The organism is Pseudomonas sp. MDT2-39-1 (genome assembly GCF_054898085.1).
The window spans coordinates 1,749,459-1,764,415 of sequence record NZ_CM142716.1; the positions used below are offsets into that span (position 1 = coordinate 1,749,459).

The 14,957-nt window shown below is 58.2% G+C and carries 5 protein-coding genes; all 5 read left to right on the forward strand.

What is annotated here, in order from left to right:
* Positions 1 to 382: 382 nt before the first annotated feature.
* Entirely contained in the window at positions 383 to 1,906 is a 1,524-nt protein-coding gene (locus ACYZTM_RS08570; protein ID WP_461988139.1) for a fumarate hydratase, read from the forward strand.
* A 236-nt stretch (positions 1,907 to 2,142) separates the two neighbouring features.
* Complete coding sequence (locus tag ACYZTM_RS08575; protein ID WP_461988141.1) at positions 2,143 to 6,657, forward strand: SpvB/TcaC N-terminal domain-containing protein; 4,515 nt, start codon at positions 2,143 to 2,145, stop codon at positions 6,655 to 6,657.
* Entirely contained in the window at positions 6,654 to 9,422 is a 2,769-nt protein-coding gene (locus tag ACYZTM_RS08580; protein WP_461988143.1) for an RHS repeat-associated core domain-containing protein, read from the forward strand. The genes ACYZTM_RS08575 and ACYZTM_RS08580 overlap by 4 nt, the downstream gene beginning before the upstream one ends.
* A 57-nt stretch (positions 9,423 to 9,479) precedes the next feature.
* On the forward strand, positions 9,480 to 12,140 hold the full coding sequence (locus ACYZTM_RS08585; RefSeq protein ID WP_461988145.1) for an RHS repeat-associated core domain-containing protein: 2,661 nt from the start codon (positions 9,480 to 9,482) through the stop codon (positions 12,138 to 12,140).
* Positions 12,141 to 12,165: 25 nt separating this feature from the next.
* Complete coding sequence (locus ACYZTM_RS08590; protein WP_461988147.1) at positions 12,166 to 14,913, forward strand: RHS repeat-associated core domain-containing protein; 2,748 nt, start codon at positions 12,166 to 12,168, stop codon at positions 14,911 to 14,913.
* The last annotated feature ends 44 nt before the right edge of the window (positions 14,914 to 14,957 follow it).

Consider the following 14,957-nt stretch of genomic DNA (forward strand, 5'->3'; position numbering starts at 1 on the left):
GTCAAAAGCATGTCCCTGAATGACGCAAAACCTGTGGTGCGGGAGCTTCCTGTGGCGAGGGGATTTAGCGAAACGTCGCACCGCCCCGTTGGGTGGCGAAGCCACCCCAAAAGCTGCACCTCGATGCATCAGATATACCGCGTGTGTCGGATTGGCGACTGCTTCGCAGTCGAACGGGGCGGTGCGACGGTTCGCTAAATCACCTCACCACATGATTGACTGCCGGCGGGTGTGCCCGGAACCGAGGCGCGCTATACTGCCGCGCCTTTTTAGCGTCGCGCCAGCAGCCCCGGCGTGCCTTGAAAGGTGCTTGCAACCGACCGATGCACCCCAGCTGCAAGCACCTTATTGAATGTTCCCGAATTTTAGAGGAGCGCGACTCATGACCGTGATCAAGCAAGACGACCTGATTCAGAGCGTTGCCGACGCCCTGCAGTTCATTTCCTATTACCACCCCGTTGACTTCATCCAGGCGATGCACGAGGCCTACCTGCGCGAAGAATCGCCGGCAGCTCGCGATTCGATGGCGCAAATCCTGATCAACTCGCGCATGTGTGCCACCGGCCACCGTCCGATCTGCCAGGACACCGGCATCGTCACCGTCTTCGTCCGCGTGGGCATGGATGTGCGCTGGGATGGCGCCACCATGGGCCTGGACGACATGATCAACGAAGGCGTGCGCCGGGCTTACAACCTGCCGGAAAACGTCCTGCGTGCCTCGATCCTCGCCGACCCGGCGGGCGCTCGTAAAAACACCAAGGACAACACCCCGGCCGTTATCCACTACTCCATCGTTCCGGGTAACACCGTGGAAGTGGACGTGGCGGCCAAGGGCGGCGGTTCCGAGAACAAGTCGAAAATGGCCATGCTCAACCCGTCCGACTCCATCGTCGACTGGGTACTGAAGACCGTTCCGACCATGGGCGCCGGCTGGTGTCCACCGGGCATGCTCGGCATCGGCATCGGCGGCACCGCCGAGAAAGCCGCGGTGATGGCCAAGGAAGTGTTGATGGAATCCATCGACATTCACGAGCTGAAAAAGCGTGGCCCGTCCAACCGTATCGAAGAGATGCGCCTGGAGCTGTTCGAGAAGGTCAACCAACTGGGCATCGGCGCCCAGGGCCTGGGTGGCCTGACCACCGTGCTCGACGTGAAGATCATGGATTACCCGACCCACGCCGCTTCGTTGCCGGTGTGCATGATCCCGAACTGCGCTGCTACCCGTCACGCGCACTTCGTGCTCGACGGTTCCGGCCCGGCGGCCCTCGAAGCGCCACCGCTGGATGCCTACCCGGAAATCGTCTGGGAAGCCGGCCCGTCGGCCCGTCGCGTCAACCTCGATACCCTGACCCCGGAAGACGTGCAGAGCTGGAAGCCGGGCGAAACCGTCCTGCTGAACGGCAAAATGCTCACCGGTCGCGATGCTGCGCACAAGCGCATGGTCGAGATGCTGAACAAGGGTGAAACTTTGCCGGTGGACCTCAAGGGTCGCTTCATCTACTACGTCGGCCCGGTTGATCCGGTGCGCGAAGAAGTGGTTGGCCCGGCTGGCCCGACCACTGCAACGCGGATGGACAAGTTCACCCGTCAGATCCTCGAGCAAACCGGCCTGTTGGGCATGATCGGCAAATCCGAGCGCGGCCCGACCGCGATCGAAGCGATCAAGGACCACAAAGCCGTTTACCTGATGGCGGTGGGTGGCGCGGCTTACCTGGTGGCGCAAGCCATCAAGAAATCCCGCGTGGTGGCGTTCGCCGAACTGGGGATGGAAGCGATCTACGAGTTCGACGTCAAAGACATGCCTGTGACAGTTGCTGTCGACAGCAAGGGCGAGTCGGTACACATCACCGGTCCTGCCATCTGGCAGCAAAAGATCAGTGAAAGCCTGGCGGTCGAAGTGCAGTAAGCGCTTCAACTGACCGACACGGCCGGCTCGTCTGAATGGACGACCCGGCCGTTTTTTTGCCTGCAAATAATCCAAATGGCATTAAAAGCCTTCTTCTTACAGCCATTTGATCTAGAAAAACCCTCCTGACCTGTCAGATCTGACAGGTTACGCAGGGCTCCCATCTTGTTAGCGTCTGATCCATCAAGCGACACCGTTGCCACGGGCGAGCGCAAGGCCAAAACAGGATCAGCCCCATGGAAGACCAAGCGTCCCTGAGCATTATTGAACCCTCGATAACCAAGAGTGCTTCAGTCACCAGCATCGGTAAAGAATGGGGCAAGGTCGGCTGGACGGGAGGCGCTTCCTTCGCACTGTCGCTGCCGTTGTCACCCGGACGCGGCTGGGACCCCGTACTCTCATTGAGTTACAACAGTCAGTCGGGTAACGGGCCGTTTGGCATCGGTTGGCTATTGAACCTCAGCGCCATCACCCGCCAGACCAGCAAAGGTGTGCCGCGTTATAACAATGATGATGTGTTCATTGGCCATTTGGGCGAGGAGTTGATGGCCGAGCGCGGCGTCAACGGTGAGATCGAGGCCAGGGAAGAGTCTGAATACCGTGGTATGCCCATCGGCAATCACCGCGTGGTGCGATATAGGCCACGGGTCGAAAGCACTTTTGATTTGATTGAATACTGGTGTTCCGATGCCAGCCCCATAGGTTTCTGGCTAGTGCACGGGGCCGACGGCAGCCTGCACCTGTTTGGCAAAACCGAGAGCGCGCGCAAGGCTGACCCGCTGAACCCGGAGCGGATTGTTGCCTGGTTGTTGCAGGAGAGCATGAATGCTTTGGGCGAACATATCTGTTACGAGTACATAACAGACGACGACCCAGACCAAGCGTCTGCCCCGCATGACTACCGGGCCCAACGCTACTTGCATCGCGTGCTGTATGGCAACGTTGCGGCATACGACCAATTGTACGGCTGGGTCATGCCGAAAACTCCGACGCCTGCATGGCATTTCCACTTGGTGTTCGACTATGGCGAACGCGCGTGGGACCTGAATGAAAAACCTGTTTATGACACTCCGACGCCCAGAGGCTGGCTGATCCGTAACGACCCTTTTTCGTCCTATCGACAGGGCTTTGAAGTGGGTACACGCCGCCTCTGCCAGCAAGTGCTGATGTTCCACAACTTCCCGGATTTGGATCCCAGGCTTGTGCTGGTCCGCCGTTTGCTGCTGGAGTACGCGGACAATACCACCCCCTGGTCCTATAGCCAGATCGCGGCGGCGCATTATCAGGCGTATGACGCCAGCGGCACCGTGGAAAACATGCCACCGGTGGAGTTCGACTATTCGGCGTTCGAACTCAATAAAGAGCCGAGTGCCTTCTTCCCGTTCGAGAACATGCCGGGTATCGAAGACGGCCAGTTCTATCAATGCGTCGACCTGTTCGGTGAAGGCCTGCCGGGCTTTCTGTGTCGTTATGACCAATGCTGGTACTACCGCGAGCCCTTGCGCGCCGCAACAGGCCCCGACGACATCCACTACGGACCGTGGACAGCGCTGACGAAAATCCCGGTGGCCGACCGCAATAAACCCGCGCATCAAGCCCTCATGGATATCACCGGCGACGGTCGTCTGGACTGGATTGTCGCTCAACCCGGAATGTGCGGTTTTTATACGCTGAACCCGGATCGAACCTGGTCAGGCTTCATACCGTTTTCGGCCTTCCCTATCGAGTTTTTTAATACCCTTTCGCAGCTGGCCGATTTGACGGGCGACGGTCTCAGCTCGCTGGTGCTGATCGGTCCCAACTCCGTGCGCCTTTACGCCAATCAGCGTGAGGTTGGCTTTGCCAAGGGCGAGGATGTCCCTCATGAGCCGACAGACGACCGTTTGCCATTGTTCAGCAACTCACGCAGCGAACTGGTGTTTTTGAGCAATCTGCTGAGCAGTGACATGACCGAGTTGTGCCGCATTCGACACGACGAAATCAAATGCTGGCCAAACCTGGGGCACGGACAATTTGGCAAGGGCTTTGTCATCAGCGGCCCGAGTTTCGAATACGCAACGTTCGACGCAGGGCGGGTGCGAATTGCGGATCTGAACGGATCCGGAGCCCCCGCGCTCATCTATCTGAAATCCGACAGCTTCGACATTTACCTCAACCGCGGTGGCAATGGTTTTGAACCGACCCCCATCTCAGTCCCCTGGCCCGAAGGCGTGCGTTACGACAACCTGTGTCAGGTCACATTCGCCGACCTGCAAGGGCTCGGCTGTGCCAGCCTGATCCTGACCGTGCCGCACATGAAACCCCGACACTGGCGTTATGATTTTGTCAGCGCCAAGCCGTACTTGATGATCTCCAGCAATAACAACATGGGGTGCAGCACGGAGGTGGTGCACAGGAGTTCCGCGCAGTACTGGCTGGATGAAAAACAGCAAACTCTCGAACTCAATCGCCTTCCCGTCTGTTACCTGCCTTTCGCGGTGCAAGTCGTCAGTCAACAAACCCAGCGGGATGAAATCACCGGCAATAGCCTGAATCAGTTTTTCAGTTATTTCGAGGCCTGGTACGACCATCAGGATCGAGAATTGCGTGGCTTCGGGCGGCTGCATCAGACCGACAGTGAAACCGGCTCGGGCGAAGACGATAGCTTTACCGCGCCGGCACTGGTGTGCACCTGGTTTCATACCGGCAAACAGATCGACAGGCCTCGCGACGGTTACTTCGATCTTGATGATGAGGCACCTCCGCTGGGCGACACGCTGTTTTGTCGATATCACCCGGGCGACGAGGTCGAAGAACTCATTACACCTGCCGATGAAGCCACCGCTCACGAAATCGCCCGAGCCCTCGCAGGCTCTGTGCTCAGAATGGAAACCTATGCCGCGGATGACCAGCCGCCGACGCTTCCCTTCCTGGTTGTCGAGTACCGATACATCGTCCGTGAAGTACGTGAGCGTGGCGAACACAATCCCGATGCGGTGTTGATGGCGTCGCCATTGGAAGAGATCAAATGCCACTATGAGCGTTTTGTCGACGACCCGCTGTGCCATCATGCCATCAACTTGAACCGGGACGCCTATGGGCTGACGACCCACAGCATCACAGTCAGCTATGCCCGGCGCAGGACCGAGACAGACGAGCCACCTTTTACCGACGTCGATGAACGGAAATGGTGGACTGATGCTCATGATCGGGCTCAGCAGTTCTACTACTTGAGCGAAACCCGTGCCGAGTTTATTCACCTGTTCAATCTGCAAGGCTGGAGGCTTGGTCTGCCCTGGCGGCAACGCGGTAATGCGCTGGTATTGCCCAAAGGCGCTGCACCTGCGGGTTTGAGTCCGGAAACGATTTCCTATGAACACTTCATTGTTCTGTTCCCCTCAGCCGAATGGGTGGCGCAGCGGGAGTTGACTTCACAATCGGTGCAACGCTACGTCACCGCGGCCAACGAAAAGTTACCGGATGGCACTGCCGGGTTTGAGGCCTTGAAGTGGGCGCTGGAAATCGCTCAACTGAACAAGGCTGCGCTGGAAGTCTACGGCGACGTGGATCCGCCGATCGATATCCGGGCAGAGCTGACGAAGATTGGTTATCTGTGCATGAAGCTGTTTCTTGGTACGGACAAAGAAGCCGACGAAGAAGAGGATAAACAGCAAAATCTTTGGTCCGCCCTCTACACGTTTGCCACGTACGCAGACCTCAATCACTTCCACAGAGTGACGCAATACAACGAAACGCTCAGCCACGGCATTACCAAGGCGCAATACGACGACTACAGCCTGAAGACCATCAGCGTCGAGCGGCCGGATGGCTGTAACACGCGCGTTGTGTTCGATTACTGCTCTGGGCAACCGAGGCAGATCACCGATGCCAACGACAACGTTGAAGAAGCCCTTTACGACCCGTCAGGTCCGCACACCGTCACCCATCACGGAACAGAGTCCGGCGTTCCCGCCGGCTTCAAACCCATCGCCGACTACATCCGCCCCGTCGACGCGAGCCCGGGCACGGCCATCGAATTCCCCGAGGAAGCGCTTCAAGACGCCGCCAGTACCTTTCGCAAGGACTTGTTCAGCTGGATGTGCCGTCTCCCCGACTCCGTCAGGCAAACACTCGACTGGCTGAACGAATGGACCGCAAAAGGTTACGTGTTGCCAAGCCTGCACATCCGCGCCAGTGCCCGACTGCGCCTGAGCAGGCTCAAGTCCCGGACACCGGCCGAACAGGCGTTGTGGGACCTGCTGCTCAGCGTCACGCGCATTCCGGTGCACAGCGTCGTTCTTAGCGCTGATCGTTACTACTACGATCAAGACGAACCGCACCAGATCCACATCATCCTGACAATCGTCGATGGCTTCGGCCGCACCCTGCAAACCCAGCAAAGGGTTGAGCCGGGGGATGCCTATGTCGTAGAAGGCGGCGAACTGGTGATCGAAAACGGCAAACCAAAGGTGGCGCACGCCGACCCGCGCTGGCGCATCAGCGAACGCGTTGAATACAACAAGGGATTACCCGTACGCACCTATCGCCCCTATTTCGCCAATGCTTATGGCTACATCGATGACGCTTGCTTCAAGGAATTCGGCCATCACGATAAAAGTTTCTACGATATGCTGGGGCGCCTGATCAAGATCATCAACGCCAAAGGCGACGTCGCGTACACAATCATCCACCCCTGGTACACGACCCGTCTGGACTTTAATGACACGTACATTGCGCCACCGCCGAAAGCGATCAAGGCAGTCATGCAATGAGCACTTCTGTTCACTGGAACACCGCCTCAATAGAGTCCATTGATTCGCGTGGATTGGCAGCGCGTCATATTGCTTATCTGCGCAAGAGCCCCAGTGACGCGCTTGAGCCCCTCATCACCCGGCAACGCCATGACGTTATCGGACGGCTGGTGGAGCAACGGGACCCGCGACTGGCCGATGCGCTCAAGCCCAACCTGGCCATGGTCTATGGCCTTATCGAGCAACCGGTCAAGGTCAGCAGCGTCGACGCCGGTTGGCGGATCAGCCTGCCCGGGCTGGCCGGCGAAATTCTCCAGCGCTGGGACGCACAGGGCAACCATTGGTGCACCGTTTACGACGATCAGTTGCGCGTAATTGCTGTCGATGAAAACGACCAACCGAATGTCGAAACCTTCCGCTACGCCGATGCCACAGCCGATAAAGCGTTCAACCTGTGCGGCCAGCTGATCGAGCAGGTCGATCCCTCGGGCCGTCTCGGCTTAAGCAGCTTCAGCCTGCGCGGCCAACCGTTGCGCGACAGCCGGACGATCACCGATGCCGGCACTTTTCCCGGCAGCCGCACCTACAGCCCGCTCGGCGCGCTGCTGACACAGACCGATGCCGGTGATCATCAGCAACGGATGCACTACGACCGCGCCGGGCAGCTGCAACAGGTTCAGCTGCGGCTCGCTCCCACCGAGGCCTGGCAGCCCGTCCTTGAAGGCGCCTGCTACAATGCCGCCGGCCAGATCATTGAGCAACACGCTGGCAACAAGGTGGTCAGTACCTGGATTTACGATGACGCCGATGGCCGTCTCACTACGTTGAAGGCCGGTGTGCCCGGCCAGGCCCTGCTGCAGCATTTTCAGTACGTGTATGACCGGGTCGCTAACGTCGAGCGCATCAACGATCTGACGTTTAAAACGGTGTACTTCAAGAACCAGGTCATCGATGGCTGCTGCCAATTCACCTACAACTCGCTGTATCAGCTGACCAGCGCCACCGGCCGCGACGCCGACCCGAGCCCTGCCCTGCCCGGTCGCCCATCGCCGAGTGATCCCATCAACCACCTCAACTACACACAGAAATACGAGTACGACACCGGCGGCAACCTGATCAAGTTGATCCATGAACGTGCGGTGGGCGGTTACACCCACGAAATGTTCATCGACCCGACCAGCAACCGCGGGGTGCACTGGAAAGAAGGTGACCCCGATCCGGTTTTTGACACCTTGTTCGACCGTAACGGCAACCTCCTGGCCTCGGCCCCGGGACGCCCCCTGTACTGGAACAGCCGCGATCAACTGGCCAGTGCGACACTGGTTGAACGTGACAGCGGCCCCAGCGATGAAGAAGTCTTTCGCTACAGCCAGGGTGTACGGGTGTTCAAGCGCCATGAATGGCAAGCCGCGACCCTCACGCATTTTCGTCAAGTGGTCTACTTGCCGGGGCTGGAAATCCGCACCCGCGACAACGGCGAAACGCTACACGTCATCACCTTGCCGGGGGGCCGTGGCAGCGTGCGTTGCCTGCATTGGGTCGACAAAAAACCCGATGGTATCGAACAGGATCAGCTGCGCTACAGCCTCGACGACGAGCTGGGCTCCTGCCTCATCGAACTTGACCAGAACGCCCGCCTGATCAGCCACGAAGGTTATTACCCGTTCGGTGGCAGCGCCTGGCTGACGGCGGTTTCCTTACTGGAGGTCGGCTACAAAACCATCCGGTATTCGGGCAAGGAAATGGATGAATGCGGGCTTTATTACTACGGCGCGCGTTACTACGCGCCGTGGTTGCAGCGTTGGGTGAGCGCTGACCCGGCGGGAAGTGTCGATGGTTTGAATCTGTATTCGTTTGTGGGGAACAACCCACTGCGATACGTGGATCAATCCGGTGAAAAAAAAGAAGATAGTGTCATCCTTAACTATTCAAAGTTCATTTCTGTCCTTGAAGGTCATGCGGCTCAAACATTGGGGCAAATCGACAACATCATTCATAAATCCAACATTGCAACATCGCTTGCAAAAAACCTGGTGGGTGAGTCCATCAATGCGGCAATCGGTTTCGCCGGCGGATACGTGGCAGGCGAAAACCTGGGCAGCCTGGTGCCTCAACACACCGCGGCGGGCAGCTTCAGTTCTCAAGAGGTCATGCCGTTTTCCGGCGGCCTGACCATCGGAAACTTCGGGGGTGAAGTGGCCGGCCGTACGAGCCCCTCTGTTATTTCGACCTCCGGATTGATTGGCCCTCTGATACCGCAGACATCAACCATGTCCATCAAGGCGATCGACCATGGACTTGATCTGGACACAAGCGACGACCCCATTGACTGGCTGGGTACTGGAATCAATATTTTCTTCAACAACGTGGTGGGCTCAGTGGTTCCAGGAGTGGGAGCCGTCCTGGCAATGGGCTCAAGGGTCCAGGAAGCCGAGGACATCAAAAACCGGCTGGATCCGGTCAAGATCAACAAAATAGAGAGCATGCTGAACGAGTGGGAATCCACCGACAATGAACGCTATGCCTCGGCCAAGGCAGCCTTCAAGGCACTGGGAACCAGCGTCATTTACCCTGCGGACGTGCTTCCCAATGTCAATTACATGACACCTAAAAGTGAGCTTGAAGCTATTCACTTCAGCGAGTTGACACAACGGCATTCAAATACGCAGGACTTAATACGTCGAGCTAGAACAGGCATGGCGGAATACAAGGAAATGGGCACGACAGATAACCAGTATTTGATGAAGCAGTCGCGCACCGGGAAGCGACCACATGCAAAGGCATAAGGGAAGAACGATGCATTATGGTGCCGTCCCGCACTCAAAACCCCGGAGTAGCCGCCCGTGAACACGGCTATCCATTCGGGCACCCCCAATCTTGCGGCCACTGACCCTAGAGGCCTGCCGATTCGACAGGTGGCCTATCTACGCAAGAAGGCCGGTGACGCCGTGGAATCACTCATCTCCCGGCAGCTCCATAACCCCGCCGGGCAGATGACCGAGCAATGGGACCCGCGACTGTCCATCCCTTGCTTAAGCAATGTTTATCGCCTCTCTGGCGAAGCCATCAGCATCAACAGCGTGGACGCCGGCAAACGCTTGATCTTGCCGGGTCTGGCGGGCGAAGAGCTTCGACGTTGGGACCCGCGCGGCAATCATTGGCGCACCCGGTACGATGGCCAGTTGCGCGTCGTTGCCGTCGATGAAAACGACCAGCAGAACGTCGAAACCTTTCGCTATGCCGATGCAACAGGCGACCCCACGCTCAACCAGCGTGGCCAAATGGTCGCGCTGGTCGATCGCTCGGGCCGGCTCGACTTGAGCAGCTTCAGCCTGCAAGGTCAGCCACAGCTCGAAACCCGAACGATTGTCGAGGCCGATGCGCACTCGACTTCCCGGACCTTCAGCCCGCTGAACGTCGTGCTGACCCAGACCAATGCCGGCGGGCACCGGCAACAGCTGCTGTACGACATTGCCGGGCACCTCAAACAGGTTTTTTTGCAACTCAATGGTGGCGAGCGGCAGTGTGTTCTGGCGGATGCGCAGTACGACGCCGCGGGCAAAATTGTGCAACAAACCGCCGGCAACGGTGTGCTCAGTCAATGGAGCTATGACCCGGCCGACGGTCGCCTCTGCACCCTGAAGGCCGGTAAACCCGACGAAGCATTACGGCAAAACCTGCATTACTTCTATGACCGGATGGGTAACATCCTGCGCATCGAAGATCACGCCCTGGCCACAGTGCACTTCGCCAACCAGTGCGTCGAAGGGCACCGTAACTTCGGCTATGACTCGTTGTACCGACTGACCAGCGCCAGCGGCTTCGAGGGTGAAATCCCCCATGATCGGCCGGGCTTGCCTGATGTGATCACCCCACTCGATCCGGGCCCGTGCTTCAACTACACCGAAAGGTACATCTACGACACGAGCAACAACCTGAAAGAGCTCCACCATGTGCGCGACAACCACTGCTTTACCCGCCGGATGATTATCGATCCCGCCAGCAACCGCGGGGTGCGTCAGGAGGAAGACCAGCCGGAGCCGGACTTTGAAACACTGTTCGACCCGGGCGGCAATCAATTGTATTTACAGCGTCATCAGCCGCTGCACTGGAATGCCCGCGATCAACTGGAGAAGGTGACGTTAGTCATCCATGACAATGAGCTGTCAGATGACGTCGAAACGTACCACTACAGTCAAGGCGAACGGATCCGTAAACACCATGTGACGCATACCCCCTCGGTCACCCACAGTCATACCGTTCTGTACCTGCCAGACCTGGAAATCCGCACCCGCAGCAATGGCGAACAATTGCACGTGATCACCCTGCCCCTCGCCTACGGCAGCGTGCGTTGCCTGCACTGGGTCACCCACGAGCATCCCGACCAGTTGCGCTACAGCCTTGATGATCACCTCGGTTCCTGCGTTTTGGAACTGGACCACCTCGGCGGCTTGATCAGCCACGAAGTGTATTACCCCTTCGGCGGTACCGCCTGGTGGGCCGCGCGCTCGGCGCTGGAAGCCAGTTTCAAAACCATTCGCTATTCAGGCAAGGAAATGGACGTCACCGGGCTTTATTATTTCGGGCTGCGCTATTACGCGCCCTGGCTATGGCGCTGGGTTAGCCCGGACCCTGAAGGGAATGTGGATGGGCCGAATCTGTACGTGATGGTCGGCAACAATCCGCTGCTGTACACCGACAAGTCGGGTGCGAGGAAGCGCGTGGTTGAACTGGCCAAGGGTTTTGTTGGCGTCCTTGACAAAGCCAAAAATGCCGCCGACCAGATCCAAAATCTCGCAACGGAATTCGATGGCCTCGTTCCCGAAGGCGCCGATATTGCCGAAGTTCGAGAGAGCATGACGCTGGGCAAATTCCTCAAGTCCAAATATGGACTCAAATCGATTTTCACCGGTATCGCTGCGGGCTCCACCGTGGCTTCAGTGATGGGCACAGTGGTGCCGGGCGTCGGCACTGCGATTGGTGCTGCTGTCGGTATGGTTGTCGGTGCCATAGCGATGCCGTTACTGCGGTATTACTTTTTCAAGAAAAGTTTAAAACTTGCAGAAACGCTGCATACCCAGGAAATCAGAGATGGCTTGAGTACCGCGGCCGACACCACGAAGAAAGTGGTCGACGGTGCCCATGACCTTGTCAGTGGTGCCGGCGATGTACTCGAAAAAATAAAAAATGGCATGGCAGCCATCAATAGCTACCCAGAGCGAATGCAGAACGTGTTTTACAAACAACTGGAAGAACTCGCCTCACCCAGTCAACGTGAAGTGATGGCGCTGATCAACACCGGCATCGAACCTTTTGAAGCGATCACCAAAGTGCTGGAATTGGCGAAAGCCGCTGCGGACCTCCCAAGCGAAGCAGAGGGCGTGACCCAACGGCTGACCGAACTGGCCCAGGAAGTTGTGGAGACTGTGGTAGAGAGACCCGTGCCCAAACCCAGAAAGCTCATCCAGAAGATGCACAGAGCAGTCTCTGAGTCAGCCGCATGAACCGACGCACTTGCGAACCAGCCCTATGAGCCAGAACGTGCATTATCGCACCCCCTCGGTCATTGCCCATGAGCCGCGGGGGCTGCCGGTGCGCCAGATTGATTACTTGCGCAGTGTCGCCGGTGGCGCCTTGCAAACCCTCACCACCCTGAACGTCTATAACGTTCTCGGGAAGATGGTGGCGCAACGGGACCCGCGACTGGCCGATGCGCTCAAGCCCAACCTGGCCATGGTCTATGGCCTTATCGAGCAACCGGTCAAGGTCAGCAGCGTCGACGCCGGTTGGCGGATCAGCCTGCCCGGGCTGGCCGGCGAAATCCTCCAGCGCTGGGACGCACAGGGCAACCATTGGTGCACCGTTTACGACGATCAGTTGCGCGTAATTGCTGTCGATGAAAACGACCAACCGAATGTCGAAACCTTCCGCTACGCCGATGCCACAGCCGATAAAGCGTTCAACCTGTGCGGCCAGCTGATCGAGCAGGTCGATCCCTCGGGCCGTCTCGGCTTAAGCAGCTTCAGCCTGCGCGGCCAACCGTTGCGCGACAGCCGGACGATCACCGATGCCGGCACTTTTCCCGGCAGCCGCACCTACAGCCCGCTCGGCGCGCTGCTGACACAGACCGATGCCGGTGATCATCAGCAACGGATGCACTACGACCGCGCCGGGCAGCTGCAACAGGTTCAGCTGCGGCTCGCTCCCACCGAGGCCTGGCAGCCCGTCCTTGAAGGCGCCTGCTACAATGCCGCCGGCCAGATCATTGAGCAACACGCTGGCAACAAGGTGGTCAGTACCTGGATTTACGATGACGCCGATGGCCGTCTCACTACGTTGAAGGCCGGTGTGCCCGGCCAGGCCCTGCTGCAGCATTTTCAGTACGTGTATGACCGGGTCGCTAACGTCGAGCGCATCAACGATCTGACGTTTAAAACGGTGTACTTCAAGAACCAGGTCATCGATGGCTGCTGCCAATTCACCTACAACTCGCTGTATCAGCTGACCAGCGCCACCGGCCGCGACGCCGACCCGAGCCCTGCCCTGCCCGGTCGCCCATCGCCGAGTGATCCCATCAACCACCTCAACTACACACAGAAATACGAGTACGACACCGGCGGCAACCTGATCAAGTTGATCCATGAACGTGCGGTGGGCGGTTACACCCACGAAATGTTCATCGACCCGACCAGCAACCGCGGGGTGCACTGGAAAGAAGGTGACCCCGATCCGGTTTTTGACACCTTGTTCGACCGTAACGGCAACCTCCTGGCCTCGGCCCCGGGAAGATCCCTGCACTGGAACAGCCGCGATCAACTGGCCAGCGCGATGCTGGTTGAACGTGACAACGGCCCCAGCGATGAAGAAGTCTTTCGCTACAGCCAGGGCGTACGGGTGTTCAAGCGCCATGAATGGCAAGCCGCGACCCTCACGCATTTTCGTCAAGTGGTCTACTTGCCGGGGCTGGAAATCCGCACCCGCGACAACGGCGAGGAACTGCACGTCATCACCTTGCCGGGGGGCCGTGGCAGCGTGCGTTGCCTGCATTGGGTCGACAAAAAACCCGACGGTATCGAACAGGATCAGTTGCGCTACAGCCTCGACGACGAACTGGGCTCCTGCCTCATCGAACTTGACCAGAACGCCCGAATGATCAGCCACGAAGGTTACTACCCGTTCGGCGGCAGCGCCTGGCTGACGGCCGCTTCTTTACTGGAGGTTGGCTACAAAACCATCCGGTATTCGGGCAAGGAAATGGATGAATGCGGGCTTTATTACTACGGAGCGCGTTATTACGCGCCGTGGTTGCAGCGTTGGGTGAGCGCAGACCCGGCGGGGGAAGTGGACGGGCTGAATCTGTATGCGTTTGTGACCAACAACCCGATGCGCTACCTGGATAACGGCGGCACGCACAAAGAGGAGGCTGCAAACCAGCAAGTCATCGACACCTCAAACACGCTATCAACCGTTAATAGCGAGATGCAGAAACTCAATCATCAGCTCTACAACCTCACTCGAACCCGCGACATCTACAAATCCGCCGGCAAGAAACTGATATTTACCATCGCATCGTTTGTCGCCACTTTTCATGCGGGGGCAGCTGGCGCGGCAGTGGGTACAGGCATCGGCAGCATGACGGGCCCGGCGGCACCCGTCGCGGTGCCGGTAGCAGCGGCTGTCGGAGGTATTTTTGCCGCTGAAGCGGCGGCCAAATTCATGGACAGAATCGGCGAGGAAACGGGACTGGGCTATGCCATCACACCGGATCCGACAGGTTTCTCGGTCAGTAACATTAAAAGCAAATCCCGCGCCGAGCCTTTCAGCGTGAAGGCTGTGGTGCAAAGCTTCAGCCCGGAAAATTCGGCTGGCCTCACAAAAGCGGCGATCGAAACGACTACCCGAGTCATCGGTAAACACCTCAACGTGCCTTACCTCAAACAAACTTTGGTCATCGCGCGTCAGGCTGCACACCTGACCGAAGCGCTCAATGATTCCCTTGGCCAAGGCGATCTCGACAAGATAACGGCCAACCTCGATGCGCTGGACACCTATCTCAATGACGTAGAAGCGCAAGTCAACGAAGCCTTTGAAACGCTGGCGGGCGCTGCCGCAAGCGATGACAGGCTGATCGGCGCCCTGAACATGCCGATGAATTCGGGCCCCGTTGATAAGTCGAAGATTGAGCATGAGTTCAAAGTCGCACGAAGCGGAATCAAGCAAGCCAGGAACCTGGTCGGAAGAGTCTCTCAGTACCTCATCGAAAAAAGTGCTGCCTGACCGCTTGCACCCTGACGCCGCCCCTGATTTCTCGGGGCGACGTC

Bases quoted from the DNA above. Each gene is read 5' to 3' on its own strand.
- ACYZTM_RS08570 (WP_461988139.1), top strand. From the start codon at position 383: ATGACCGTGATCAAGCAAGACGACCTGATTCAGAGCGTTGCCGACGCC.
- ACYZTM_RS08590 (WP_461988147.1), top strand. From the start codon at position 12,166: ATGAGCCAGAACGTGCATTATCGCACCCCCTCGGTCATTGCCCATGAG.
- ACYZTM_RS08575 (WP_461988141.1), top strand. From the start codon at position 2,143: ATGGAAGACCAAGCGTCCCTGAGCATTATTGAACCCTCGATAACCAAG.
- ACYZTM_RS08580 (WP_461988143.1), top strand. From the start codon at position 6,654: ATGAGCACTTCTGTTCACTGGAACACCGCCTCAATAGAGTCCATTGAT.